Source organism: Enterobacter sp. SCRI0065 (genome assembly GCF_059766475.1).
The window spans coordinates 448,858-474,764 of sequence record NZ_JCBAJB010000001.1 but is presented as its reverse complement, the minus strand read 5'-3'; the positions used below and the strand labels follow the sequence as shown (position 1 = coordinate 474,764).

Genomic DNA, 25,907 nt, shown 5'->3' with positions numbered 1-25,907 from the left:
AAAAGTTGGAGCTTTCAAACTTCGCTACTATACGCGCGGGAATGATGGTTTGGAATGGGGGAAAGTAAACGGAGAGTAAATTTTTATGGGCTCAAGTAAGCCCATAAGATTAACGGACAGTTCTTATTCAGTTGAAGAAAAAGATCAGTCCCGCGAGGAGGACCAAATCGGCTACCAGCGGGCAGAAAATTCCCTGCCAGTGGACCGCTTTTGGACGAAAGCCGACACCATGAATGATGCCCGAACAAACCGCCCACATGATCAGGAAACCATGCCAGATTTCCAACTCGCTGGTTTTCGCCGCAAAGCGCGACGGATCCCAAAATATACAGCCTGCCAGCAGTAATGCCATCACCAGAGAAAGCGCCCTTAACGGGCGCTTATCCATTACCGCATATAACATTGCGATAATACTCATCAGTGATTATCTTCACCTGCTTTGGACGCTTCAATGTGCTCAAGCGCTAACGCGGTGATGACACCAAATGCACAGGCAAGAAGCGTCCCTAAAATCCATGCGAAATACCACATATTCAGCTCCTTACTTAGTACAGGGAATGAGAGTTGCTCTCAATGTCTTCTTTCGTGATGCGACCGAACATCTTCCAGTAGCACCAGGAGGTGTACAGCAGAATAATCGGTACGAACACGCCAGCAACATAGGTCATCAGGTTCAGCGTCAGCTGGCTAGATGTTGCATCCCACATGGTCAGGCTAGCATTCAGCATGGTGCTGGATGGCATCACGAATGGGAACATCGCAATCCCCGCCGTCAGAATGATGCAGGCCAGAGTCAGTGAAGAGAACACAAAGGCCAATGCGCCTTTTTCCAGACGAGACAGCAGAATCGTCAGCAGCGGCAACACCACACCCAGAGCAGGGATAGCCCACAGCGAAGGCATGTTGTTGAAGTTCACCATCCATGCACCGGCCTGGCGAGCCACTTCTTTCGTCAACGGGTTAGACGGCGCAGCGTGATTGATAGCAGAAGTCACCACATAGCCATCAATACCGTACACGACCCAAACACCTGCCAGCGCAAAGCAGACCATCGTCACCAAAGCAGCAACCTGTGCTGTAACGCGTGAACGAAGATGGAGTTCACCAACGGTACGCATTTGCAGGTAAGTTGCACCCTGAGTGATGATCATCGCAACGCTCACCACGCCCGCTAACAGACCGAACGGGTTCAGCAACTGGAAGAAGTTACCGGTGTAGTACAGGCGCATATATTCATCGAGGTGGAACGGCACGCCTTGCAGCAAGTTACCGAACGCCACACCAATGACCAGCGGTGGCACGAAGCTACCGATGAAAATGCCCCAGTCCCACATGTTACGCCAGCGGGTATCTTCAATCTTAGAACGGTAGTCAAAACCAACCGGACGGAAGAATAAAGATGCCAGTACCAGAATCATCGCTACGTAGAAACCAGAAAACGCCGCCGCATAGACCATCGGCCAGGCAGCGAACAACGCGCCGCCTGCGGTGATCAGCCACACCTGGTTACCGTCCCAGTGCGGGGCGATAGAGTTGATCATGATTCGACGCTCGGTGTCATTACGACCGAGGAAACGGGTGAGCATGCCCACCCCCATGTCGAACCCGTCTGTGACCGCAAAACCAATCAGTAAGACACCGATCAGCAGCCACCAGATAAAACGCAATACTTCATAATCGATCATTTGACGACTCCTGTCTTAGCGTGCCGGCTGAGAAGCCACATTGGACTGCTCGTAGTGATAGCGACCGGTTTTCAGGCTGCTTGGGCCAAGGCGTGCGAACTTGAACATCAGGAACAGCTCAGCCACCAGGAACAGGGTGTACAGACCACAGATCAACACCATAGAGAAGATGAGGTCCCCTGCTGTCAGAGACGAGTTGGCGACCGCCGTTGGCAGCACCTCCCCTATTGCCCATGGCTGACGGCCATATTCCGCAACAAACCAGCCGGATTCGATAGCAATCCACGGTAGCGGCATACCGTACAGCGCAGAGCGCAGCAGCCATTTACGCTGACCAATACGGTTACGAATGACGGACCAGAAGGACGCCCCGATAATCAGCAACATGATAATGCCGCTACCGACCATGATACGGAACGCGAAATAGAGTGGAGCCACGCGAGGAATCGAGTCTTTGGTTGCCATCTGAATCTGCGCTTCTGTCGCATCAGCAACGTTTGGCGTATAGCGTTTCAGCAGCAAACCGTAACCCAGGTCTTTCTTCACGTCGTTAAACTGGTCACGAACGCTCTGGTCAGTGGAACCTGAACGCAGCTGTTCCAGCAACGCATAAGCTTTCATCCCGTTACGGATACGCTCTTCATGCTGCACCAGCAGGTCTTTCAGGCCAGTAACCTGTTTGTCGACCGAACGCGTCGCAATGATGCCCAATGCGTATGGGATTTGAATGGCGAAACGGTTTTCCTGTGCATCCTGATCCGGAATACCAAACAGGGTAAATGCCGCAGGAGCAGGCTGGGTTTCCCATTCTGCTTCAATGGCTGCCAGTTTCGTTTTCTGCACGTCACCCATTTCGTAACCGGATTCATCACCCAGAACGATAACGGAGAGGATGGCCGCCATCCCGAAGCTCGCTGCAATAGCGAAAGAACGTTTGGCGAAAGCGAAGTCACGACCGCGCAGCATATAGTAAGAACTGATGCCCAGAACGAACATCGCGCCACACACATAGCCGGAGGCCACGGTGTGAACGAATTTCACCTGTGCAACGGGGTTCAGCACCAGCTCGGAGAAGCTCACCATCTCCATACGCATGGTTTCGAAGTTGAAATCAGACGCGATAGGGTTCTGCATCCAGCCGTTAGCAACCAGAATCCACAGTGCGGACAGGTTGGAGCCTAACGCCACCAGCCAGGTCACCGCCATATGCTGGACTTTACCCAGACGGTCCCAACCGAAGAAGAACAGACCTACAAAGGTGGATTCGAGGAAGAAGGCCATCAGACCTTCAATGGCCAGCGGCGCACCGAAGATATCCCCAACATAGTGAGAATAGTAAGACCAGTTAGTCCCGAACTGGAACTCCATAGTCAGACCGGTTGCCACGCCCAGTGCAAAGTTGATACCAAACAACTTGCCCCAGAACTTGGTCATATCTTTATAAATCTGTTTGCCGGAGAGGACGTAGACCGTTTCCATAATGGCCAGCAAGAACGCCAAACCGAGCGTTAGTGGCACAAACAGGAAGTGGTACATCGCGGTCAAGGCAAACTGTAAGCGCGACAGTTCGACTATATCTAACATCATGACTCCTTGCTCATCGCATGAAGACTCCGAGAGTGAATCCCGTTAGAAAGGGTTCACACGCATGCCCCAATACAAAATTATCTGCATCCTTTCTTCGTGGACTATTTCTTCGTGAGAAGAAAAAAGCAGTGATGAAAAGTTACAAATACGTTAATAAAAAACTCAAATTGATTCCGCGAATATAATACGCTGCAAAACCCTTACAATAAACAGGTTTTTATTGAATCAGTTTTACGTTTTACGACGGTGATCAATTTATAGCTAATTTGATGCATTTCATCCAATTTGATCGCGGTCAATTTAACGCCTTTTGAAGGCTTTTTCCAAGGATTAAACATTGATTTAAATCAAAAACGACGCAAGTTGTTAATAGTGTTTAATTCGGGTGTTTTGAGTAATCTCTATGTTAAAAATATGTATGCGTGAAGTGTTTTTGGTTATTAACTATGGGTTGAATTATAGAATGGGCAATTTTATTTAACGATAATCGCTCTTTTCATTTTTTCAGGCTGGCTGATACAAAAATCATAGCAAAGGCCACGGTAACCGTGACTTCTTTTTAACAGAACCGCCAATAAAAAAGGCCGCTTTTCAGCGGCCAACCATGTCGAAACGGACATTTATTATTTCAACGCTCCCCTGTCGAGGAGCAGAGAGGTTTTACTTAATGATAGCTTTCAGTGCGTCGCCGATGTCAGCCAGGCTACGTACGGTTTTCACGCCTGCAGCTTCCAGTGCGGCAAATTTCTCGTCTGCCGTACCTTTACCACCCGCGATGATAGCGCCCGCGTGACCCATACGTTTGCCTTTCGGCGCGGTCACACCTGCGATGTAACCTACAACAGGCTTAGTCACGTGATCTTTGATATACGCGGCGGCTTCTTCTTCTGCGCTACCGCCGATCTCACCGATCATCACGATCGCTTCGGTCTGCGGATCTTCCTGGAACAGCTTCAGGATGTCGATGAAGTTAGAGCCAGGAATAGGGTCACCGCCGATGCCCACACAGGTGGACTGACCAAAACCGTAGTCGGTGGTCTGCTTAACCGCTTCGTAGGTCAGCGTACCAGAACGGGAGACGATACCCACTTTGCCTGGCTTGTGAATGTGACCCGGCATGATGCCGATTTTGCATTCGCCCGGGGTGATAACACCTGGGCAGTTCGGGCCAATCATGCGCACGCCAGCTTCATCCAGTTTAACCTTCACAGTCAGCATATCCAGCGTCGGGATGCCTTCGGTGATGGTGATAATCAGCTTAATGCCTGCGTCGATCGCTTCCAGAATAGAGTCTTTACAGAACGGAGCCGGAACGTAGATAACGGTCGCCGTTGCGCCCGTTGCTTCTACGGCTTCGCGCACGGTGTTAAATACCGGCAGGCCCAGGTGCGTAGTGCCGCCTTTGCCTGGCGTCACGCCGCCAACCATCTGTGTGCCGTATGCAATCGCTTGTTCGGAGTGGAAGGTACCCTGGCTACCGGTGAAGCCCTGGCAGATAACTTTCGTGTTCTTATCAATCAAAACGGACATTATTTCCCCTCCACGGCGGCAACAACCTGCTGAGCTGCATCCGTCAGACTTTTCGCTGCAATAATATTCAGGCCGCTGTCAGCCAGTTTTTTCGCGCCGAGTTCAGCGTTGTTCCCTTCCAGACGAACCACAACCGGGACGCTCACGCCCACTTCTGCCACTGCGCCGATGATGCCGTCCGCGATCAGGTCGCAACGTACAATACCGCCGAAGATGTTAACCAGAACGGCCTTCACTTTGTCGTCAGAGAGAATGATTTTGAATGCTTCGGTCACGCGCTCTTTGGTTGCGCCACCGCCCACATCGAGGAAGTTAGCCGGCTCGCCGCCGTGCAGCTTAACGATGTCCATGGTGCCCATTGCCAGGCCCGCACCGTTAACCATGCAACCGATGTTGCCATCCAGCGCCACGTAGTTCAGTTCCCACTGTGCAGCCTGCGCTTCACGTGGATCTTCCTGAGACTGGTCACGCATTTCGCGCAGGTCAGACTGGCGGAACAGTGCGTTACCGTCAGCGCCCAGTTTACCGTCGAGGCAGATCAGGTCGCCCTGAGTGGTGATAACCAGTGGGTTGATTTCAATCAACGCCAGATCGCGCTCCAGGAAAATCTTCGCCAGACCCATAAAGATCTTGGTGAACTGTTGAACCAGCTTACCTTCCAGACCCAGCTTGAACGCCAGCTCGCGACCCTGGTACGGCATTGGGCCCGCCAGCGGATCGATAGCCACTTTGTGGATCAGGTGCGGGGTTTCTTCCGCGACTTTTTCGATTTCCACGCCGCCTTCGGTAGACGCCATGAACACCACGCGACGTGAGCTACGATCCACCACGGCACCGAGGTATAATTCTTTTGCGATATCCGTCGCCGCTTCCACCAGAATCTGGTTAACCGGCTGGCCGTTCGCATCCGTTTGGTAGGTCACCAGGCGTTTGCCCAGCCAATGTTCAGCAAAGGCGCGAATCTCTTCTTTGCTCTTAACGACCTTCACACCGCCCGCTTTACCGCGGCCACCAGCGTGAACCTGACACTTAACTACCCAAGGGCCGGAACCGATTTTAGATGCGGCTTCTTCTGCTTCACGTGGGGTAGTACAGGCATAACCCACCGGAGCCGGTAAGCCATACCTGGCAAACAGCTGTTTGGCCTGATATTCATGTAAGTTCATGTGTTCTATCCATCCTTCAGGTAATCGTTAGGTGAGGCTTTTATTGGCCCGGCAGTCATAGCACCGCCGGGCAATACTGCAAAAACTACACGTCCAGCAGCAGACGAGTTGGATCTTCCAGCAGCTCTTTGATCGCCACCAGATAACCCACAGACTCGCGGCCATCGATCAGACGGTGATCGTAAGAAAGTGCCAGATACATCATCGGCAGGATCTCAACTTTACCGTCGACCGCCATTGGACGATCTTTAATAGCGTGCATGCCTAAAATCGCGCTCTGCGGCGGGTTGATAATTGGCGTGGACATTAACGAACCGAATACGCCACCGTTGGTAATTGTGAAGTTACCGCCGGTCAGGTCTTCAACGGTCAGCTTGCCGTCGCGACCTTTCAGGGCCAGCTCTTTGATGCGCTTCTCGATGTCAGCCATACCGAGGGTATCAACATCACGCAGAACCGGGGTCACCAGGCCGCGCGGCGTAGACACCGCCATGCTCACATCGAAGTAGTTGTGATACACCACGTCTTCGCCGTCGATAGACGCGTTCACTTCCGGATAGCGTTTCAGCGCTTCCACCACCGCCTTCACGTAGAAGGACATAAAGCCCAGACGGATACCGTGGCGTTTTTCAAACGCATCGCCGTACTGCTTGCGCAGGTCCATGATGGGCTTCATGTTGACTTCGTTGAAGGTCGTCAGCATCGCGGTAGAATTTTTCGCTTCCAGAAGACGCTCGGCCACGCGCTTGCGCAGGCGAGTCATCGGTACGCGTTTTTCACTGCGTGAGCCCAGCGCTGGCTGTGCTGCGGCAGGTACAGACGCAGCGGCCGGTGCTTTGGCTTCTTCTTTCGCTGGCGCTTTTGCCAGATGTTTTTCAACATCTTCGCGGGTCAAACGACCGCCGACACCGGTGCCTTTAATGGCGCTGGCTTCGAGGTTATGCTCGCCCAGCAGGCGACGGATCGCCGGGCTGAGCGCGTCGTTGTTTTGTTCTTCAAGAGACGCTTGCTGACGCTGAGCCGGGGTGGACTCTTTGCTTTCAGACTTGGCGCTGGACTCTTTACCACCGCTATTGCCTTCACGCAGGCGACCTAAAATCTGACGTGATGTCACGGTAGTCCCTTCGTCTTCCAGCACTGCGTCCAGAATGCCATCCGCCGATGCCGGTACTTCCAGTACCACTTTGTCAGTTTCGATTTCTACCAGCACTTCATCGCGCTTAACGCTATCGCCTGGTTTTTTATGCCAGGTCGCTACCGTTGCGTCAGCTACGGATTCAGGCAGGTCGGGAACAAGAATATCTACGCTACTCATTATGTATCCTTTAATTAATCGACGTTCAGCGCGTCATTGACCAGATCTTGCTGTTGCTTCTGGTGAACGGACATATACCCTACCGCCGGAGAGGCGGAGGCCGGGCGACCTGCGTAACGCAGACCGGACCCAAATGGAATCACATCACGGAAATGATGCTGACTGCAGTACCATGCGCCCTGGTTAAGCGGCTCTTCCTGGCACCAGACAAAATCATGTACATGAGCATAAGGTTTCAACGCTTCCTGCACCGCCTGGTGCGGGAACGGATAAAGCTGCTCGATACGCACGATGGCGACATCTTTCTGACCATTTTTGCGGCGCTGTTCGAGCAGGTCGTAATAAACCTTACCAGAACACATCACTACGCGCTTCACGGCCTGCGGATCCAGCTCGTCAATCTCGCCAATCGCCGGCTGGAAGGCGCCGTTCGCCAGTTCGTCCAGCGTAGATACCGCCAGCGGATGACGCAGCAGAGACTTCGGTGACATCACAATCAGCGGACGGCGCATACCGCGCAGCGCCTGACGACGCAGCATGTGGTAAACCTGTGCCGGAGTCGACGGGACGCACACCTGCATGTTTTGTTCCGCACACAGTTGCAGATAACGTTCCAGACGCGCAGAGGAGTGCTCCGGACCTTGTCCTTCGTAGCCGTGCGGCAGCAGCATCACCAGGCCACACATACGGCCCCACTTCTGCTCGCCGGAGCTAATAAATTGGTCGATAACCACTTGCGCGCCGTTGGCGAAGTCACCGAACTGCGCTTCCCAGATGGTCAGGGTGCGTGGCTCAGCCGTGGCGTAACCGTATTCAAAGGCCAGTACCGCTTCTTCAGACAGCACGGAGTCCCAGACTCTGAATGAACCTTGACCGTTATGCACATGCTGCAGCGGCGTGTAGGTTGAACCGTTGGTCTGGTTGTGAATCACCGCGTGGCGGTGGAAGAAGGTGCCACGGCCCGCATCTTCACCGGACAGACGCACAGGGATACCTTCATCAACCAGCGTGGCGTAAGCCAGGTTTTCTGCGCCACCCCAGTCGAACAGCTTCTCACCGGCCGCCATAGACTGACGATCGGTGTAGATTTTCAACACACGCGCCTGCATTTCGATAGCGTCTGGTACGGTGCTGATACGCTTCGCCAGCTCTTGCAGACGCTTGGTTTCGACCTTATTCGGGTAGCTCTCATCCCAATCGTGATTGAGGTACGGCGACCAGGTAAAGGAATGCATGTTCATCGGGCGCAGCTCTTTCACCACGCATTCGCCGGCATCCAGCGCGTCACGGTAAAGATTCACCAGCTCGGTGGCATCTTCCAGCGTTGCGGTTTTGTCGGCTTCCAGCTTGTCAGCGTAGATCTTACGCGGCGTTGGATGCTTTTTGATTTTCTGGTACATCAGCGGCTGGGTTGCACTTGGCTCGTCCGCTTCGTTATGCCCATGACGGCGATAGCAGAACAGGTCGATGAACACATCGCGCTTAAAGGTATTACGGAAGTCCAGCGCCAGTCGGGTAACGAAGGCCACGGCTTCCGGATCGTCCGCGTTCACGTGGAAGATAGGCGCCTGCACCATTTTACCGATATCGGTACAGTACGGGCTGGAACGCGCATCCAGTGGGTTAGACGTGGTAAAGCCCACCTGGTTGTTGATAACGATGCGAACGGTACCGCCCACTTCGTAACCACGCGCTTTGGACATGTTCAGGGTTTCCTGAACGACGCCCTGCCCGGTTACCGCCGCATCACCGTGAATGGTGATTGGCAGCACTTTATTGCTGCTCGGCTCGTCCAGACGATCCAGACGCGCACGCACGGAACCGATAACGACCGGACTGACGATTTCCAGGTGCGATGGGTTAAACGCCAGCGCCAGGTGAACCAGACCGCCGTCGGTTTCGATATCGGACGAGAAGCCCATGTGGTACTTCACGTCGCCCGTGCCGAGATGTTCTTTATGCTTGCCCGCGAATTCGTCGAACAGGTCCTGCGGCTTTTTGCCCAGGACGTTAACCAGCACGTTCAGACGTCCACGGTGCGCCATACCCAGCACCACTTCACGCGTGCCGCTGTTGCCCGCATGACGAATCAGCTCTTTCAGCATCGGCACTAACGCGTCGCCACCTTCCAGAGAGAAACGTTTTGCACCCGGGAATTTGGCACCAAGATAACGCTCCAGACCTTCGGCTGCTGTCAGCTCGTTCAGGAAACGTTTTTTCTCTTCAATGCTAAACGTTGGGCGACCGGCTACCGACTCAATACGCTGTTGGATCCAGCGTTTTTCATCCGTAGACATAATGTGCATGTACTCTGCGCCGATGGATCCGCAGTAGGTTTGTTTTAACGCTTCAAGCAGTTCGCCCAGCTTCATCGTGTCTTTGCCGCTGGCAAAAGAACCCACGTTAAAGGTTTCCTGGAAATCGGCTTCGGTCAGATCGTGATATGCCGGATCGAGATCCGATACACGCTCCTGCTTCCACAATCCTAACGGATCAAGGTTCGCATGCTGATGACCACGGAAGCGATAAGCATTAATGAGCTGCAGGACTTTAACCTGCTTCACATTGGTGTCAGGGTCAGAAATCGAGGAAGAGTAACGTGAGGCATCCTTCGCCAGACGACGGAAATAATCACGTGTTTTGGAATGGAATTGATCCGGTTTGACTCCCGTTCCAGGTAACTGCTGGAACATGGAACGCCAGTTAGCGTCCACTGAGTCAGGATCGGTTAAGAAGTCTTCATAGAGCTGTTCGATCCAACTCTGGTTTGCACCTGAGAGGAAGGAAGAGTCCAGCCAGGCTTTCATTGCGCCGTTCTGCATCGTGATCCCTTAAGCATATTTATGCTTATTTCGCCGTAGAAACTACCACGCACACCGCGTGTACGTGCCGGGGTTCACCTGCGAGCTCTTGTTGGCTCGCGAAGGAACCTTTAGAAACTGTCTAGACTTCAGGGCAGTTTTTAAAGATTTCTGCAATCTATCCCCTCTCCCCTGTGGGGAGAGGGTTAGGGTGAGGGGAAAACGCTCCCCTCTTAAAACTTACGCACTACGTTGTAACAGCATCGACTTAATATGCCCGATGGCACGCGTCGGGTTAAGCCCTTTAGGACATACACTGACGCAGTTCATGATGCTGTGGCAGCGGAATACGCTGAAAGCGTCACTCAAGCCTTCAAGACGACTATCGGTTTCGGTATCGCGGCTATCAATCAGGAAGCGATAGGCAGCCAGCAAGCCCGCAGGGCCGATAAATTTGTCCGGATTCCACCAGAACGATGGGCAAGAGGTCGAACAGCATGCACAAAGAATACATTCGTACAGGCCATCGAGTTTTTCACGCTGCTCGGGTGACTGTAAATGCTCACGCGCTGGCGGATTTTGCCCATTATTCAACAAGTAAGGCTTAATCTTCTCATATTGTGCATAGAATTGCCCCATGTCCACCACCAAATCGCGGACGACCGGCAGGCCAGGCAGAGGACGGATCACAATTTTCTGCCCGGCACGCTGTAACGCTGAAATCGGGGTGATACAGGCCAGACCGTTTTTGCCGTTCATGTTCAGGCCATCGGAGCCACATACCCCTTCACGGCACGAGCGACGAAACGACAGCGTCGGGTCCTTTTCCTTCAACTGCATCAACGCGTCGAGCAGCATCATGTCGCGACCTTCGTCCGCCTCCAGGGTGTAATCCTGCATATGCGGAGCGTCATCAACATCCGGGTTATAACGATAAACTGAGAATTCGAGTTTCATTGTCCTGTCTCCGCATTAATAAGTACGAATCTTCGGCGGGAACGCCGGACGCAGTTTCGGTTCCATGTTGACTTCACGTCGCGTCATAGATTCCGACTCTGGCAGATACAGGGAATGACACAGCCAGTTAGCATCATCACGATCCGGATAGTCGAAGCGGCTATGCGCGCCACGGCTTTCGGTGCGGAAGTTTGCGGACACCGCAGTGGCGTAAGCGGTTTCCATCAGGTTATCCAGCTCCAGACACTCTACGCGCTGGGTATTAAACTCGCTGGACGTATCATCGAGACGGGCGTTTTTCAGGCGCTCGCGGATAACTTTTAATTGCTCAAGTCCTTTCGCCATCGCATCGCCTTCACGGAAGACCGAGAAGTTGTGCTGCATACACTCTTGCAGCGCTTTACGAATTTCGACCGGATCTTCGCCGTCACGGTTGCCGTTCCAGCGGTTGAGGCGCTCAAGCGAGGCGTCAATATTCGCCTCGGTCGCGTCGCGCAATTCGCCCTGCTCGGCAATCGACTCTTGCAGATGTATCCCCACCGCACGACCAAATACCACCAGGTCGAGCAGAGAGTTTCCGCCCAGGCGGTTAGCGCCGTGTACGGATACGCAGGCGATTTCGCCTACGGCAAACAGGCCAGGAATCACCACGTCTTCGCCCTGCTCGTTCACGGTCAATGCCTGACCGGTGACGCGAGTTGGAATACCGCCCATCATGTAGTGGCAGGTTGGGATAACCGGAATCGGCTCTTTCACCGGGTCGACGTGCGCGAAGGTACGAGACAGTTCCAGGATACCCGGCAGGCGGGATTCCAGAACGTCTTTACCCAGGTGGTCGAGCTTCAGCTTAGCGTGCGGACCCCACGGGCCGTCGCAGCCGCGACCTTCACGGATTTCGATCATGATGGAACGCGCCACCACGTCACGACCCGCCAGGTCTTTCGCATTCGGGGCATAACGCTCCATGAAGCGCTCGCCGTGTTTGTTCAGCAGGTAGCCACCTTCACCACGGCAGCCCTCTGTGACCAGAACGCCCGCACCGGCGATACCGGTCGGGTGGAACTGCCACATTTCCATATCCTGCACCGGTACACCGGCGCGGATCGCCATGCCAACGCCGTCACCAGTGTTGATGTGGGCGTTCGTCGTGGACTGATAAATACGGCCTGCGCCGCCGGTCGCCAGCACGGTCGCGCGGGCTTTGAAGTAAACCACTTCACCGGTTTCGATGCACAGGGCGGTACACCCCACCACTGCGCCATCGTCGTTTTTCACCAGATCCAGCGCATACCACTCAGAAAAAATCGTGGTGTGGTTTTTCAGGTTCTGCTGGTAAAGGGTGTGCAACAGGGCGTGACCGGTACGGTCCGCTGCCGCCGCAGTACGTGCCGCCTGCTCGCCGCCGAAGTTTTTCGACTGGCCGCCAAACGGACGTTGATAAATAGTGCCATCCTCCAGACGGGAGAACGGCAGACCCATGTGGTCAAGCTCCAGAATCGCTTCCGGGCCGGTTTTACACATATATTCAATGGCGTCCTGGTCACCGATATAGTCGGAACCTTTCACCGTGTCGTACATGTGCCATTCCCAGTTATCTTCATGGGTATTGCCGAGGGCAACGGTGATACCGCCCTGCGCAGAAACCGTGTGAGATCGGGTCGGAAAGACTTTAGAGAGCAGCGCACAGGTCTGGCCGCTCTGGGAAATTTGCAGTGCAGCGCGCATACCTGCGCCACCAGCACCAATCACAACAGCATCAAATTCTCTGACTGGTAGTTTCATCACACACCCCACACCACAACAAATCCATAAATAACGTAAACCACCAATGCAACGACGATAGCCAGTTGCAGCGGCAAACGAATCGCCAATGGTTTAACGTAATCGGTCAACACCTGCCACATGCCAATCCAGGCATGAATAAGGATGGAGAAGAGAGCCAGCAGGGTGAACACTTTGGTGAAGGCGGATCCGAAGAAACCGCTCCAGATTTCCCACGTCAGCTCGCCGCTGGTCGCAAAGAAACCGATCATGTAGATGATGTAAAGCGTGAGGACGATGGCGGTAGCACGGACCAGAATAAAGTCATGTACGCCGTTGCGTCCTAATGCGGAGGCGTTGCTTACCATACGAGCACTCCTGCGAGAATTGAAAACACGACTGTAATAGCAAACGAAATCCAGGCAGATCGTTTCCCTGCTTCGAACGTTTCTTCCAGGTAGCCAAAGTCCATCAGCATATGGCGAACACCCACAACAACGTGGAACGCCAGCGCAGTCAGAATGCCCCACATGATAAATTTCACGAAGAAGCTGTTCATGATGGCAGAGGCCTGGAGGAATCCTTCAGGAGAAGAGAGGCTGGTTCCCAGCAACCACAGCAGAATGCCAACCGCCACAAACGTAATCACACCGGATGCGCGGTGGAGAATGGACGCTATTGCCGTTACAGGGAATCGGATCGTTTTCAGATCCAGATTGACAGGTCTTTGTTTTTTCACATTTCTTATCATGAATAACGCCCACATGCTGTTCTTATTTTTTCCTTCCTCCGGTCTGCGATGCGGGTCAGACAGCGTTTCCTATCTATAACTGCGCGTCATGTAAAACATTGCTTCCAAATGCTAAAACGACACGTTACAACGCTGGGTGGCTCGGGATTGCAGGGTGTTCCGGAGACCTGGCGGCAGTATAGGATGTTCACAAAATCATTACAATTAACCTACATACAGTTTGTCGGGTTTTATGCGGAACAGTGATCAGAGTCACGATAACAACATTATTTTAATTTTTACCCATCGAATTTGACAAACATTAAACAATATTGTTACAAACGTCATCAGAAAAGGCATATAATGCGCAAAAGTTATGAGGTCTCTCTTTCACCTGACAATTAGTTATGTAACAGTGTGATGGTATTGACCGAAGTTATCAGGACAGTTATTAGTGATATACAGGTTTGAATAATTCGGACTGCGAAGACACTGATTTGCTGTTGTTTCTCTATTTTTTCAATCGTTTACCTGCAAGGCGCCATAGCTCTGTACCCTGGTTTCTCCTCGCGAGCTGAGCGGCAAGCCAAATAACAACCTGGTAACGATGAATAACAGCTGAATGCAAATCCGGTGTGAAGAGTAGTCTTAAGCAATAAGGCGCTAAGGAGACCGTAAATGGCTGATACAAAGGCAAAGCTCACCCTAAATGGTGACACTGCTATTGAACTGGATGTGCTAAAAGGCACGCTCGGTCAGGATGTTATTGATATCCGTACGTTGGGCTCAAAAGGGGTGTTTACCTTTGATCCTGGTTTCACCTCTACCGCATCTTGTGAATCTAAAATCACCTTTATCGACGGTGACGAAGGTATCCTGCTCCACCGCGGTTTCCCCATCGATCAGCTCGCTACCCAATCCAACTATCTGGAAGTGTGCTACATCCTGCTGAACGGCGAAAAACCGACGCAGGCACAGTTCGATGAATTCCAGACGACGGTGACCCGTCACACCATGATCCACGAGCAGATTACCCGTCTGTTCCACGCCTTCCGTCGTGATTCTCATCCGATGGCCGTCATGTGTGGGATCACCGGTGCGCTGGCCGCGTTCTATCATGATTCGCTGGATGTGAATAATCAGCGCCATCGCGATATCGCCGCGTTCCGCCTGCTGTCCAAGATGCCGACCATGGCTGCGATGTGTTACAAATATTCGATTGGCCAGCCGTTTGTTTATCCGCGTAACGACCTCTCCTACTCCGGTAATTTCCTGAACATGATGTTCTCCACACCGTGCGAGCCTTACGAGGTTAACCCGGTACTGGAACGCGCCATGGACCGTATTTTGATCCTGCACGCAGACCATGAGCAGAACGCATCGACTTCAACCGTGCGTACCGCAGGCTCCTCCGGCGCGAATCCATTCGCCTGTATCGCAGCGGGCATTGCCTCCCTGTGGGGACCGGCACACGGCGGCGCGAATGAAGCAGCACTGAAGATGCTTGAAGAGATCAGCTCCGTTGAGCACATTCCGGAATTCGTGCGTCGTGCAAAAGATAAGAACGATTCCTTCCGCCTGATGGGCTTTGGTCACCGTGTTTATAAAAACTATGACCCACGCGCCACCGTCATGCGTGAAACCTGCCATGAAGTGCTGAAAGAACTGGGCACCAAAGATGATCTGCTGGAAGTGGCGATGGAGCTTGAACACATCGCGCTGAACGACCCGTACTTCATTGAGAAGAAACTGTACCCGAACGTCGATTTCTACTCTGGCATTATTCTGAAAGCGATGGGTATTCCGTCCTCCATGTTCACCGTTATCTTCGCCATGGCACGTACCGTGGGCTGGATTGCGCACTGGAACGAAATGCACACCGACGGCATGAAAATCGCCCGTCCTCGTCAGCTGTACACCGGCTACGAACAGCGTGATTTTAAGTCTGATATCAATCACTAATTCGTTTCGGATGTTAAAAACGCGCCAACTGGCGCGTTTTTTTATTTGTGCGGTTTGAAGCCCTCTCCCATCGAGAGGGTATCCCCAAAAATTTTGGATTTAGTCGCGGTGGCGATTTTCTCAATTTAAATAAAAGAGTTACAGCGATGCCCTGGTCCGGCTGTAAATCGCTGAGTCGTTGACCGTAGGCCGGGGCGATGCGCGGAGAGGGAGAACTCCGCGCCCTATTTCTGACACCCCGGACACCAATAAAACGGTCGTGAAGAGAGCGTTGTCTTCTCTATTATCCCGCCGCAGCGCTCGCATACTTCACCCGCGCGATGAAACACCTTAAACCTGAACAGCGCCCCGTGATGCTTATTATCATTCACCACCCCACGCGTAAGGTACGACAGGCGCGGGATGTCAAGCAGCGCATGGGATAGCGCATCAAGCTGCGCGTCGTTCAGCTGCGAGGCTTTATGCTGCGCCGCCAGCCCGACGTCCCAGAGTATTTCTACCCGCAGATAATTACCCAACCCGGCCAGAAACGCCTGATCCAGCAGCAGACCGGAAAACTGTCGGTTGCGGAATGTGGGTGATAACAATCGGGCTTTCACATCGCTCGCCGTCAGGCGCATGTCCAGCACGTCCGGTCCCACGCGTTGCAGGAAGGGATGCGTCAACAGTTGCTCAGGCGTTAACATGTCAATATCAGAGGCGCTATAGAGCAAAATCGCTTTATCTGCGGTTTGCAGCCTCACGCGCAATATTCGCGTGGTTTGCGGTTGATCGCTCGCGTCAACGACTCGCCATACGCCATAAAGCTGATTGTGGCTATATAACGTCAGGTTATGGGAGAAGTGAGTGAGCAGCGCCTTGCCACGCGTTTCAATGTGCGTGACCGTCTGCCCAACCAGCTGTGATTCGAATGGTTTTAGCTGAGGGAAGGCAAACCACGCGTCGGTCAGTGGTTTGCCTTTTATCGCCGCCTCCAGGCTATCCGCCGCACGGCGGATCTCCGGACCTTCTGGCATTTTAGCTTCCTTGGTTAGTGCGTTGCACCGCCTGCCACTTTGATATCAGACGCCTGACGCAGCGCCACCGTGATGGCAATTTCCAGCGCGTCTTTTACCGTTTGCGCCGCCATGCTGGGCGCACCCGCATGGGCAGCGGCCTGTTCTGGCAGATACGGAATATGAATAAATCCGCCCTTCACGCCCGGCTTTGCGCTGATTTTATTCAGCAGGCCGTACATCACATGATTACAAACGAAGGTGCCCGCCGTTTGCGACACCGACGCAGGAATACCTTTTTCTCGCATCGCCGCCACCATCGCCTTGATCGGCAGCGCGCTAAACCACGCTGCCGGGCCTTCTGACACAATCGCGACATCGACCGGCTGCTGCCCGCGATTATCGGGGATACGTGCATCGTCAACGTTGATGGCTACGCGCTCGACGGTGACGTCAACGCGCCCTCCCGCTTGCCCGACGGCGATGACGACGTACGGCTCAAGCTCATCGATGGCGGCATTGAGCACCGTTAACGACTCGCCAAAGACGCAAGGAAGCTGACGCGTTACCACGCGGCAATTATCGATATTCAGCCCTTCTAGCTGTTTTACCACTTCCCAGGAAGGGTTAACGGTTTCGCCGCCAAACGGCTCAAAGCCGGTAATTAATACGGTATCCATCGTCTCTCCTTACAGGAACATCAGGAAGTAAAGCAGGAAAACGTTGACGATCAGCAGCAGCACGCCGGTTGGCACCTGCGCCTTGATCACCGCATTTTTATCCGGTAGCTCGAGCAGGGCTGCCGGAACGATATTGAAGTTCGCCGCCATCGGCGTCATCAACGTGCCACAGTAGCCGGAGAACATGCCAATCGCCGCCATCACCGCCGGGTTGCCGCCGTGTTGCAGCACCAAAATCGGTATCCCGATCCCTGCCGTCACAATCGGGAACGCGGCAAATGCGTTACCCATCACCATGGTCAGCAGCGCCATCCCAATGGTATATACCGCGACCGCGATAAAGCGGCTGTCGACGGCAAAGTAGGTTTGCGTCAGCCAGGAAATCCCTTCGCCCACGCCCGCTGCGGTGAACAACAGCCCCAGCGTCGCCAGAATTTGCGGCAGAATAAACGCCCAGCCGATGGAATCGAGCAAACGACGCGCTTCCTGTAGCGGCTGATGCACTTTTTCGTGCGTCATTTTGACCGCCATTGCCAGGCCAATCAGCGTGCCAACCGTCATGGAAAACAGCGTCACCAGCGTGGAGTGATTGCCTGGCCCAAACAGCGTCTCTTGAAGTCCCGGAATGTGGTTAAACATCAGCACACCGACCACCGTCACGACGGGGATAGCCAGTGCCGGATAGAACAGTCGGTTACCCAGACGTTGGGCGCTGGCTTCACGCTCTTCTGGCTTGCGCTGATGGTAGCTGCCCAGACGAACGCCGCCAAAACCGGCTATCAACGCTAATCCAACAACCGCCAAACCCACGGCGATATGCACGGTGCGCTTATCGCCGACCAGCTGATAAGTCCAGTCGCCGAGCAGGAAAATCAGGCCGTATATCCCCCAAAACAGACCGGTGGTGAGTCGACGCGGGTTGGCTTTATCACGAAATGACATGATCGCCACGATCAGCAGGACCAGACCCGCGAGCCAGTACAGATAGCTTTGCTGGAAAATCATGATGCATCTCCCTGTGCGCGTGCCGATTTGGTGAGCTCTCGCTCAAGATGCTTGTCGAGGCGCCACAGCCGTGTGGCGTGAATAATAAAGGCGCAGATAGCCGTCGGGATCCCCCACAGGGCAATGTGCAGCGGCTCAGTCTGGATGCCGCCTGACTCCAGCATAAAGTTATGCATAAAGATGATCGCACCAAAGGCAACGAAGATATCTTCACCGAAGAACAGCCCGACGTTGTCGGTCGCGGCTGACATCGCGCGCAGGCGATAGCGCACCGTACCCGGCAGCTCGCCATATTTTTTCTCCGCCGCACCTTCGGCCATCGGTGCCAGAAGTGGACGCACCATCTGTGGATGTCCGCCCAGGCTGGTTAACCCCATCGCCGCCGTTGCTTCGCGCACAAACAAATAGACGATTAACAAGCGGCCCGCGGTAGCGCTGTGGATTTTTGCAATCCACGCCTGCGCTCGCTCTTTAAGACCGTGACGCTCCAGCAGGCCGATAACCGCCAGCGGGATCAGAAGGATATACGGCAGGTTACGGGTGTTCAGGAACCCTTCGCCGAGTTTTTCAAGGATGGTGGCGATGGGCATATGCGCCGCCAGACCGGTGACAATCCCGGCGACAATGACCACCAGCACCGGATTAAAACGTAAAAGAAATCCAACCACAATCACCGCAATACCGATGAGTGGCCAGAGGGATAGCGTCTCTGCCATGATAACTTTCCTGTTGTTGTGTTGTGTTTACCGTTGTGCGTTACGCACTAATTTTAATATTGTTAACTGCAAATGCTTCGCGCAGACGACGGGCAAACGCCAGCGCATGTTCCCCATCACCGTGCAGGCAGACCGTCTGCGCCCGCACCTGTGCCCATTCCCCGGTCACGCTTTTCACCCGACCGTGTTGGACCATCTCAAGCGTTTGCGCCAACGCCTGTTCTTCATCTGCGATCAGCGCGCCCGGCTCCGTTCGCGGTACCAGACTGCCATCGGCCTGATAGCCCCTGTCGGCAAAGACCTCTTCCCGCGCTACCAGCCCGTGACGTTCAGCGGCACGAATCAGTTCGCTTCCCGCCAGCCCGACGAGGATCAAGCCCGGATCGACGGAATAGACCGCTCGTGCTATCGCGTCAGCCAGCGCAACCTCTTTCGCGGCCTGGTTATACAGCATTCCGTGCGGCTTAACGTGACATAGCTGCCCCCCTTCGGCGCGCGCGATAGCCTGTAGCGCACCGATTTGATACAGCATGTGGGCATAGACTGTTTCTGGCGGAAGATGCATGGCGGTGCGCCCGAAGTTTTCCCGATCCGGGAAGCTCGGATGCGCGCCAATCGCGACGCCGTTCTTTAACGCCTCACGCACGCAGTCGCGCATGGTTTGCGCATCGCCCGCGTGGGATCCGCAGGCGATATTGGCTGACGACACCAGTTGTAAAAGTGCGGCATCGCTGCCGCAGCCTTCCCCTAAATCCGCGTTCAAATCAACGACGATCATTCAACCTCCATGCCAACTGTTCGATATGTTGCTTCTGCACGCGTCGCGCTTCAAGCGCCTCTTCCAGCGTACACGGCACAAAGTGAATAGGCTGCCCCAGCGGGATTTGCGCCAGATGGTACATATCCGCCTCAATGATGCAGGCAATACGCGGATACCCACCCGTCGTCTGCGCATCGTTCATCAGCACAATCGGCTGACCGTTGTGCGGCACCTGAACAACGCCAGGCAGCAGACCGTGCGACATCATTTCGCGATCGGTGGTGCGCGCCAGCTGCTGCCCCTGCAAACGGTAACCCATGCGGTTACTCTGCGGACTGAGCTTCCACGGCAGACGCCAGAAGGCATCCTGCGAAGCCTGATCAAACTCGTGATATTCCGGCCCCGGCAACGCGCGAATACGGTTACTCCACAGCAGCTGTTTAACGCCCTGTGTTTCAGTAAATTCATGTGGATGAGGACGAAGCGCCAGTCTGTCGCCGTCTTTCAACAAGCGGCCTTCAAAACCGCCTATCCCGGTTTTCAGATCGGTACTGTAAGAGTTCATCACTTCCGGCACATCAATGCCGCCTGCAATCGCCAGATAGCTGCGCATGCCGTGAACAGGACGGTTGAGCGTCAGGCGCTGTCCGGATTTTGCCTTGAGACGCCATCCGGTCCAGACCGCTGCACCGTCAAGCAGTGCATCGCAGCCAGCACCCGTCATGGCAAACCAGCTATCACGCTCAAATTCAAACGAGCATTGTCCGAGGGTAATTTCCAGCGCGGCATCGTTAGGATCGTTGCCCACCAGCAGGTTTGCTATCTGTAACGCAGGTTTGTCCAGCGCGCCACAATAGCTGATCCCCGACTGGCGCAGCCCGATGCGCCCGCCATCCTGAACCGAGGTATACAGCCCCGCGCGAATCACCTTCAACATACCCCCTCCTTCTGCGGGACAAACCGCACGGTATCGCCGGGGCGCAGCAGCACCGGATCCTCTTGTTTCGCATCGAATAGCGGCAGGCTGGTATGACCGATCAACTGCCAGCCACCCGGCGTAGCCAGCGGGTAGATCCCGGTTTGCGCACCGCCTATCCCCACCGATCCTGCCGGGACCTGTAGACGCGGTTCCGCACGACGCGGCATCGCCAGTTGCTCGGGCAACCCGCCCAGATAAGGGAATCCCGGCTGAAAACCTAAAAACCACACCACGTACTCAATTGAGGCGTGTAATTCCACGACCTGCTTTTCACTTAACCCGGCATGGCGGGCAACTTCAGCAAGATCCGGTCCGGCTGTTTTGCCGTAAACCACCGGGATCTCAATAAAGCGTGATTCAGGCTCCAGCGCCTCGCTTTCTTCCCACCAGCGCTGTAATCGCTCGATGGCATCCAGCGCCACCGACTGAGGGTTGCGCAATACCACGGTAATATTATTCATCCCCGGAATGGCTTCTACCACTTCAGGGATCTCTGCCAGTCGCTGGGTTAAGCGCCAGATCCTTTTTTGCGTCGCCATCGTGACCGGAGGCTCAAGCTCCAGTACCACCGCGGTTTCGCCCAATAAATAACAACGCGCTCGCTGCACTTACGCACCTCTCATCAGGCAGGATTAGGAATATCGATAAACGTCACGTCCAGGTCGGTATTTTCGGTCAGCCATTCGCTCAGCGCACGGATACCGCCGCGTTCAGTGGCGTGGTGTCCTGCCGCATAGAAATGCAGCCCCTGTTCGCGCGCCGAGTGAATCGTCTGCTCAGACACTTCGCCGGTGATAAAAGCATCCACGCCAAAGCGCGCCGCGTTGTCGATAAAGCCCTGACCGCCGCCGGTACACCAGGCGATACGTTTCACAAGATCCGGACCGGTATCACCACTCCAGAGTGGACGACGCCCCAGACGCGCCTCAATCCAGGAAGCCAGCTCCAGGCCCGGCACCGGCATTGACAGTTCGCCCCACGGCAGCAGCTCTTCAATTTCACCCATCACCGTAATACCCAGCAACTGGGCGAGCTGGACGTTATTGCCCAGCTCCGGATGCGCATCCAGCGGCAAGTGCCAGCCGTACAGGTTGATGTCGTTGGCCAGCAGGGTTTTCAGGCGGTTGCGCTTCATGCCACGAATAATGGGCGCTTCGTTTTTCCAGAAATAGCCGTGATGCACAATCACCGCATCGGCTTCCAGACGTACGGCTTCATCGAGTAACGCCTGGCTTGCCGTCACCCCAGTGACAATTTTTTGCACCGTTTCACGCCCTTCTACCTGCAGGCCGTTCGGACCGTAATCGCTAAAGCTGGCGCTGTTCAGCTTTTCGTTAATCAAACTTTCCAGTTCGGTGTTTTTCATCATCATTCTCTTTATGCTTTTCGGGCGGCTTCATAGGCCGCCAGCGTGGCGACACGCGCCTGTTTATGGTCGACAATCGGGCGCGGGTAATGAAGGGTTTTCCCTGCTTTATCCGCCCACACCCAGGGTTCGTGGATGGCCTTACCTGGCACATCCTTAAGTTCCGGCAGCCACTGGCGGATAAACTCGCCCGTGGCGTCAAAACGTTGCCCCTGCGTTGTCGGGTTGAAAATTCTGAAATACGGGGCAGCATCGGTCCCCGTTGAGGCGGCCCACTGCCAGCCTCCGTTGTTCGCAGCCAGATCGCCATCAACCAGCTGAGAAATAAAATAACGCTCTCCGACTCGCCAGTCAATAAGCAAATCTTTCACTAAAAAGCTGGCGACAATCATCCGCAGACGGTTATGCATCCAGCCGGTTTCGTTGAGCTGGCGCATCGCGGCATCCACAATCGGATAGCCGGTCTGGCCATTTTGCCAGGCCTGTCGCTGCGCGTCATCCTGCTGCCATTTCACGTTATCCGTCCAGCGGATGAACGGCCGATGTTTACATAAATCAGGATGATACGTCATCAGGTGACGATAAAACTCTCGCCAGATCAGTTCGTTTAGCCAAACCGATCCCGCCCCCCCTTCCATCGCCTGCGGCTGTTCCGCCAGCAGACGATGCAAACACTGACGCGGTGACAACACGCCCAGCGCTAAACAGGCCGACAAGCGGCTGGTGCCCTCGATAGCAGGAAAATCGCGGCGAGCTTCATAGTCGGCGGCATTGTGTTTGCAGAAATGACGCAGCTGCGCGATAGCGGCTTTTTCATCCGCCGGGAACAGCGCGGGGTCAACGTCCTGCTGGGGGTAATCAAAATCAATCTGGTCGAAACCGGTCAACGAAGCGCCCCTGGCCGAAGGAGCGGAAACACACTCCGGCAGCCCCTCTTTCAGGCGTTTGATGTAGGCGTTTTTAAACGGGGTAAACACTTTGTACATTTCGTGGTTGCCAGTCATGACGCTGCCGGGAGGCAACATGACGCTATCGTCAAAGCCCTCGCAAATCACCTCATTGAGAGTCTTCTCAAGCTGCCTGTCACGCTGCTGCTCGTTGAACTCATACTGGTAGTTATAAAAAAGATGAGTGACGTTGTGCTGCTCACAGACCTGCTGCACTTTTTCGCCCTGAGCGGCAAAGTCGCTTACCTCTTCATAGATAAGCGGAATGCCTTTTTCAGCCAGCGCCTGTTGTAATTCATTGAGATGAGTCCGCAGATACGTGGCCTGTCGCGGTGCCATAATGTGCTCGCGCCATTGTTCGGGTGTGGCGATAAACAGAGCTATTACGCGCGCGTTTTGACTGCGGCAGGCTGCCGCAAGGGCGATATTGTCGTGAAGGCGCAGATCCGCGCGAAACCAGACCAGATGCGTGGCCATATAACTCCTGAATAATTGTCCATAACATAAGCAAGGCTAATCAATGTAGACGTTGTAAGGCTCCCGTTCATTAAGATCAGCCTCATCACACTTTGCCATGAAGTGTAGACTCAATGAAATAAAAAAGGCCGCCCCAGAGGGCAGCCTTAATCATCAAATACGCTTTATTTATATGCGGTTTTTATTTTAATAGAAGTCGCAGGTTGCTTTCTCGGCCTGATCCATCCATACCGGTTTCTCACTGGTTTTCGCCCAGACGCGGTGCAGATAGCTGTAAAAACGTGCCCTGTCTTTCCAGAACAACATCACTGGCAGCGCAGCGATACCCACCACTACGGCGAATGCACGACGTAAAAAAACAACATGCGCTGGAAACGCTTTGTAAAGGTCCATTATTTTCTCCCCTATAGTTGGCCGGAAACGCTATCCGGAAAAATCAAATGTGGTCATCTGGCTAAAATAGTACCGTTTTGTTTGTAATTTTACTACTCATCCGACCACTTATTTTCATTCATTTAGTGAATATTTACGTTTCCTCCGTAATTAAGTTACGAAAAAGTTAACGAAATACTTAACATTAGTAAAATTATGGCTTTGGCATTTTTATACTTTTTTTACACCTGCCCTCCTCTTTTTTGCGAAATCTTTGCACCAGAAATCCTACCGTTAGCACAAAGACAAATGTCACCCGGAGGTGAATTGTGAGTGCAGGTCTTATTGCTGGCATCGTGCTGGTTTTCCTGTTGTTGGGTTATCTGGTCTATGCCCTGATTAATGCGGAGGCATTCTGATGGCTGCTCAGGCGTTTTTACTCATCGCCAGCTTCATGCTGGTGCTGTTTGTGTTGGCGCGACCGCTGGGGACTGTGCTGGCGCGGATGATAACCGGTGCTCCACTGCCCGTTGTGGGCACGATGGAAAATGGATTATGGCGAGTCATGGGGATCGATTCCCGGGAGATGAACTGGCGTCAATACCTGATGGCAATACTGCTGCTCAATATCGTGGGACTGGTGGTGCTGTTCACCATGTTGATGCTACAGGGCGAATTGCCGCTAAACCCGCAACAACTGCCGGGGCTGTCATGGCATCTGGCGTTAAACACCGCAGTCAGCTTTGTCAGTAACACCAACTGGCAATCCTATGCAGGTGAAACCACGCTGAGCTATTTCAGTCAGATGGCCGGCCTGACCGTGCAAAACTTCCTCTCGGCTGCCAGCGGTATCGCGGTGATCTTCGCCCTGACCCGTGCCTTTGCTCGCCAGAACACCAGTACGCTGGGTAACGCCTGGGTGGACCTCACGCGCATCACGCTATGGGTACTTCTGCCGATTTCCTTGATTATCGCCCTGTTCTTTATTCAGCAAGGCACCTTGCAAAACATCCTGCCGTACACCTCGTTTACCTCGCTGGAAGGGGCAAAACAGATGCTACCTATGGGGCCGGTGGCCTCGCAGGAAGCGATCAAGATGCTCGGCACCAACGGTGGGGGCTTCTTTAACGCCAACTCATCCCATCCGTTTGAAAACCCAACGGCGCTAACCAACATTGTGCAAATGCTGGCGATCTTCCTGATCCCCGCCGCGCTCTGTTTTGCCTTTGGTGAAGCGGTGAGCGATCGACGTCAGGGACGCACGCTTCTGTGGGCGATGTCGCTCATTTTCGTGGTGTGCGCAGCATTGGTGATGTGGGCCGAATGGCAGGGCAACGCTCATTTCATGCAGTTGGGCGCGAACAGCAATATCAATATGGAAGGCAAAGAGAGTCGCTTTGGCATTCTTTCCAGCAGCCTGTATGCGGTGGTCACCACGGCGGCATCGTGCGGCGCGGTCAATGCGATGCATGACTCGTTCACCGCGCTGGGCGGCATGATCCCCATGTGGCTGATGCAGATTGGCGAAGTAGTGTTTGGCGGCGTCGGTTCGGGGCTGTACGGCATGCTGCTGTTTGTGCTGCTGGCGGTATTTATCGCCGGGCTGATGATTGGCCGCACGCCAGAATATCTGGGTAAAAAAATCGACGTGCGCGAAATGAAGCTGACTGCGCTCGCCATTCTGGTCACGCCTGCCCTGGTGCTGATGGGCACCGCGCTGGCGCTCATGACCGAGGCCGGACGCAGCGGCATTTTCAACCCCGGCATTCACGGCTTTAGCGAAGTGCTGTACGCCGTATCGTCCGCCGCCAATAACAACGGTAGCGCCTTTGCGGGTCTCAGCGCCAATTCGCCTTTCTGGAACTGCCTGCTGGCATTCTGCATGTTTGTCGGTCGTTTTGGCGTCATCGTTCCGGTACTGGCTATCGCCGGGTCGCTGGTGAATAAGAAAATCCAGCCGACTTCAACCGGCACACTGCCCACTCACGGCGCGCTGTTTATCGGATTACTGATTGGCACCGTGCTGCTGGTCGGTGCGTTGACCTTTATCCCCGCCCTCGCATTAGGCCCGGTCGCGGAACATCTTTCTTTACGCTAATTGAGCGGAGATAGCAGT

At 54.1% G+C, this 25,907-nt stretch carries 25 protein-coding genes; 3 read left to right on the top strand and 22 right to left on the bottom strand.

Annotated features, from left to right (window positions below):
- Positions 1–127: 127 nt before the first annotated feature.
- The 12 genes from ybgE to sdhC form a co-directional block, all read right to left on the bottom strand.
- Positions 128–418, bottom strand: a complete 291-nt coding sequence (gene ybgE, locus AC6EMZ_RS02275) for a cyd operon protein YbgE (protein WP_498400783.1) — start codon at positions 416–418, stop codon at positions 128–130.
- Positions 418–531 (bottom strand): cytochrome bd-I oxidase subunit CydX, encoded by a 114-nt coding sequence (gene cydX / locus AC6EMZ_RS02270; RefSeq protein ID WP_498400782.1) that lies wholly within the window; start codon positions 529–531, stop codon positions 418–420. The genes ybgE and cydX overlap by 1 nt, the downstream gene beginning before the upstream one ends.
- Positions 532–545: 14 nt before the next feature.
- Positions 546–1,685, bottom strand: a complete 1,140-nt coding sequence (cydB, locus tag AC6EMZ_RS02265) for a cytochrome d ubiquinol oxidase subunit II (protein ID WP_498400781.1) — start codon at positions 1,683–1,685, stop codon at positions 546–548.
- 15 nt (positions 1,686–1,700) lie between these two features.
- Positions 1,701–3,269 carry a cytochrome ubiquinol oxidase subunit I gene (gene cydA, locus AC6EMZ_RS02260; protein ID WP_498401459.1) on the bottom strand — a complete coding sequence of 523 codons (1,569 nt, stop codon included), beginning with the start codon at positions 3,267–3,269 and terminating at the stop codon, positions 1,701–1,703.
- 663 nt (positions 3,270–3,932) lie between these two features.
- Positions 3,933–4,802 carry a succinate--CoA ligase subunit alpha gene (gene sucD, locus AC6EMZ_RS02255; RefSeq protein WP_012016629.1) on the bottom strand — a complete coding sequence of 290 codons (870 nt, stop codon included), beginning with the start codon at positions 4,800–4,802 and terminating at the stop codon, positions 3,933–3,935.
- Entirely contained in the window at positions 4,802–5,968 is a 1,167-nt protein-coding gene (gene sucC, locus AC6EMZ_RS02250) for an ADP-forming succinate--CoA ligase subunit beta (RefSeq protein ID WP_498400780.1), read from the bottom strand. The genes sucD and sucC overlap by 1 nt, the downstream gene beginning before the upstream one ends.
- A gap of 85 nt (positions 5,969–6,053) precedes the next feature.
- A complete protein-coding gene (odhB, locus tag AC6EMZ_RS02245) occupies positions 6,054–7,283 on the bottom strand; it encodes a 2-oxoglutarate dehydrogenase complex dihydrolipoyllysine-residue succinyltransferase (protein ID WP_498400779.1) in 1,230 nt (409 codons plus the stop codon).
- Positions 7,284–7,297: 14 nt separating this feature from the next.
- Entirely contained in the window at positions 7,298–10,105 is a 2,808-nt protein-coding gene (sucA, locus tag AC6EMZ_RS02240; RefSeq protein ID WP_498400778.1) for a 2-oxoglutarate dehydrogenase E1 component, read from the bottom strand.
- Positions 10,106–10,324: 219 nt separating this feature from the next.
- The gene (sdhB, locus tag AC6EMZ_RS02235) at positions 10,325–11,041 is read right to left on the bottom strand and encodes a succinate dehydrogenase iron-sulfur subunit SdhB (protein ID WP_498400777.1); all 717 of its coding nucleotides are present in this window, start codon (positions 11,039–11,041) and stop codon (positions 10,325–10,327) included.
- Between the two features lie 15 nt (positions 11,042–11,056).
- Positions 11,057–12,823, bottom strand: a complete 1,767-nt coding sequence (gene sdhA, locus AC6EMZ_RS02230; RefSeq protein ID WP_498400776.1) for a succinate dehydrogenase flavoprotein subunit — start codon at positions 12,821–12,823, stop codon at positions 11,057–11,059.
- Positions 12,823–13,170: a succinate dehydrogenase membrane anchor subunit gene (sdhD, locus tag AC6EMZ_RS02225; protein ID WP_012016623.1), complete on the bottom strand. Its 348-nt coding sequence runs from the start codon at positions 13,168–13,170 to the stop codon at positions 12,823–12,825. Before sdhD ends, sdhA begins: the two co-directional genes overlap by 1 nt.
- Positions 13,164–13,568: a succinate dehydrogenase cytochrome b556 subunit gene (gene sdhC, locus AC6EMZ_RS02220; protein WP_498400775.1), complete on the bottom strand. Its 405-nt coding sequence runs from the start codon at positions 13,566–13,568 to the stop codon at positions 13,164–13,166. The genes sdhD and sdhC overlap by 7 nt, the downstream gene beginning before the upstream one ends.
- A gap of 642 nt (positions 13,569–14,210) precedes the next feature.
- Here sdhC and AC6EMZ_RS02215 point away from each other — a divergent pair.
- Entirely contained in the window at positions 14,211–15,494 is a 1,284-nt protein-coding gene (locus tag AC6EMZ_RS02215; protein ID WP_498400774.1) for a citrate synthase, read from the top strand.
- A gap of 224 nt (positions 15,495–15,718) precedes the next feature.
- On the opposite strand, the gene nei is transcribed toward AC6EMZ_RS02215, so the two are convergent.
- The 10 genes from nei to AC6EMZ_RS02165 form a co-directional block, all read right to left on the bottom strand.
- On the bottom strand, positions 15,719–16,510 hold the full coding sequence (gene nei / locus AC6EMZ_RS02210) for an endonuclease VIII (protein WP_498400773.1): 792 nt from the start codon (positions 16,508–16,510) through the stop codon (positions 15,719–15,721).
- A gap of 14 nt (positions 16,511–16,524) precedes the next feature.
- On the bottom strand, positions 16,525–17,169 hold the full coding sequence (gene pcp, locus AC6EMZ_RS02205) for a pyroglutamyl-peptidase I (protein WP_498400772.1): 645 nt from the start codon (positions 17,167–17,169) through the stop codon (positions 16,525–16,527).
- A 9-nt stretch (positions 17,170–17,178) separates the two neighbouring features.
- Entirely contained in the window at positions 17,179–18,174 is a 996-nt protein-coding gene (locus AC6EMZ_RS02200) for a DUF979 domain-containing protein (RefSeq protein WP_498400771.1), read from the bottom strand.
- Complete coding sequence (locus tag AC6EMZ_RS02195) at positions 18,171–18,890, bottom strand: DUF969 domain-containing protein (RefSeq protein WP_498400770.1); 720 nt, start codon at positions 18,888–18,890, stop codon at positions 18,171–18,173. The genes AC6EMZ_RS02200 and AC6EMZ_RS02195 overlap by 4 nt, the downstream gene beginning before the upstream one ends.
- Before the next feature lie 40 nt (positions 18,891–18,930).
- Entirely contained in the window at positions 18,931–19,665 is a 735-nt protein-coding gene (pxpA, locus tag AC6EMZ_RS02190) for a 5-oxoprolinase subunit PxpA (RefSeq protein ID WP_498401458.1), read from the bottom strand.
- Entirely contained in the window at positions 19,655–20,587 is a 933-nt protein-coding gene (gene pxpC / locus AC6EMZ_RS02185; RefSeq protein ID WP_498400769.1) for a 5-oxoprolinase subunit PxpC, read from the bottom strand. Before pxpC ends, pxpA begins: the two co-directional genes overlap by 11 nt.
- A complete protein-coding gene (gene pxpB, locus AC6EMZ_RS02180; protein ID WP_498400768.1) occupies positions 20,581–21,237 on the bottom strand; it encodes a 5-oxoprolinase subunit PxpB in 657 nt (218 codons plus the stop codon). The genes pxpC and pxpB overlap by 7 nt, the downstream gene beginning before the upstream one ends.
- 14 nt (positions 21,238–21,251) lie before the next feature.
- A complete protein-coding gene (locus AC6EMZ_RS02175) occupies positions 21,252–21,995 on the bottom strand; it encodes a type 2 GTP cyclohydrolase I (protein WP_498401457.1) in 744 nt (247 codons plus the stop codon).
- Positions 21,996–22,006: 11 nt separating this feature from the next.
- A complete protein-coding gene (gene phrB, locus AC6EMZ_RS02170; protein ID WP_498400767.1) occupies positions 22,007–23,419 on the bottom strand; it encodes a deoxyribodipyrimidine photo-lyase in 1,413 nt (470 codons plus the stop codon).
- A gap of 186 nt (positions 23,420–23,605) precedes the next feature.
- The gene (locus tag AC6EMZ_RS02165; RefSeq protein WP_498400766.1) at positions 23,606–23,812 is read right to left on the bottom strand and encodes a YbfA family protein; all 207 of its coding nucleotides are present in this window, start codon (positions 23,810–23,812) and stop codon (positions 23,606–23,608) included.
- A 308-nt stretch (positions 23,813–24,120) separates the two neighbouring features.
- Between AC6EMZ_RS02165 and kdpF the strand changes: the two genes are divergently transcribed.
- Both kdpF and kdpA read left to right on the top strand, forming a co-directional pair.
- Complete coding sequence (gene kdpF / locus AC6EMZ_RS02160; RefSeq protein ID WP_014069365.1) at positions 24,121–24,210, top strand: K(+)-transporting ATPase subunit F; 90 nt, start codon at positions 24,121–24,123, stop codon at positions 24,208–24,210.
- Positions 24,210–25,889: a potassium-transporting ATPase subunit KdpA gene (gene kdpA / locus AC6EMZ_RS02155; protein ID WP_498400765.1), complete on the top strand. Its 1,680-nt coding sequence runs from the start codon at positions 24,210–24,212 to the stop codon at positions 25,887–25,889. The genes kdpF and kdpA overlap by 1 nt, the downstream gene beginning before the upstream one ends.
- Positions 25,890–25,907: the final 18 nt, after the last annotated feature.

Bases quoted from the DNA above. Each gene is read 5' to 3' on its own strand.
- sucA (WP_498400778.1), bottom strand. From the start codon at position 10,105: ATGCAGAACGGCGCAATGAAAGCCTGGCTGGACTCTTCCTTCCTCTCA.
- pxpC (WP_498400769.1), bottom strand. From the start codon at position 20,587: ATGTTGAAGGTGATTCGCGCGGGGCTGTATACCTCGGTTCAGGATGGC.
- cydX (WP_498400782.1), bottom strand. From the start codon at position 531: ATGTGGTATTTCGCATGGATTTTAGGGACGCTTCTTGCCTGTGCATTT.
- sucD (WP_012016629.1), bottom strand. From the start codon at position 4,802: ATGTCCGTTTTGATTGATAAGAACACGAAAGTTATCTGCCAGGGCTTC.
- sdhA (WP_498400776.1), bottom strand. From the start codon at position 12,823: ATGAAACTACCAGTCAGAGAATTTGATGCTGTTGTGATTGGTGCTGGT.
- sdhB (WP_498400777.1), bottom strand. From the start codon at position 11,041: ATGAAACTCGAATTCTCAGTTTATCGTTATAACCCGGATGTTGATGAC.
- kdpA (WP_498400765.1), top strand. From the start codon at position 24,210: ATGGCTGCTCAGGCGTTTTTACTCATCGCCAGCTTCATGCTGGTGCTG.
- sdhC (WP_498400775.1), bottom strand. From the start codon at position 13,568: ATGTGGGCGTTATTCATGATAAGAAATGTGAAAAAACAAAGACCTGTC.
- AC6EMZ_RS02215 (WP_498400774.1), top strand. From the start codon at position 14,211: ATGGCTGATACAAAGGCAAAGCTCACCCTAAATGGTGACACTGCTATT.
- odhB (WP_498400779.1), bottom strand. From the start codon at position 7,283: ATGAGTAGCGTAGATATTCTTGTTCCCGACCTGCCTGAATCCGTAGCT.
- sucC (WP_498400780.1), bottom strand. From the start codon at position 5,968: ATGAACTTACATGAATATCAGGCCAAACAGCTGTTTGCCAGGTATGGC.
- AC6EMZ_RS02200 (WP_498400771.1), bottom strand. From the start codon at position 18,174: ATGATTTTCCAGCAAAGCTATCTGTACTGGCTCGCGGGTCTGGTCCTG.
- AC6EMZ_RS02175 (WP_498401457.1), bottom strand. From the start codon at position 21,995: ATGAAAAACACCGAACTGGAAAGTTTGATTAACGAAAAGCTGAACAGC.
- cydB (WP_498400781.1), bottom strand. From the start codon at position 1,685: ATGATCGATTATGAAGTATTGCGTTTTATCTGGTGGCTGCTGATCGGT.
- AC6EMZ_RS02195 (WP_498400770.1), bottom strand. From the start codon at position 18,890: ATGGCAGAGACGCTATCCCTCTGGCCACTCATCGGTATTGCGGTGATT.
- AC6EMZ_RS02165 (WP_498400766.1), bottom strand. From the start codon at position 23,812: ATGGACCTTTACAAAGCGTTTCCAGCGCATGTTGTTTTTTTACGTCGT.
- cydA (WP_498401459.1), bottom strand. From the start codon at position 3,269: ATGTTAGATATAGTCGAACTGTCGCGCTTACAGTTTGCCTTGACCGCG.
- nei (WP_498400773.1), bottom strand. From the start codon at position 16,510: ATGCCAGAAGGTCCGGAGATCCGCCGTGCGGCGGATAGCCTGGAGGCG.
- ybgE (WP_498400783.1), bottom strand. From the start codon at position 418: ATGAGTATTATCGCAATGTTATATGCGGTAATGGATAAGCGCCCGTTA.
- phrB (WP_498400767.1), bottom strand. From the start codon at position 23,419: ATGGCCACGCATCTGGTCTGGTTTCGCGCGGATCTGCGCCTTCACGAC.
- pcp (WP_498400772.1), bottom strand. From the start codon at position 17,169: ATGGATACCGTATTAATTACCGGCTTTGAGCCGTTTGGCGGCGAAACC.
- sdhD (WP_012016623.1), bottom strand. From the start codon at position 13,170: ATGGTAAGCAACGCCTCCGCATTAGGACGCAACGGCGTACATGACTTT.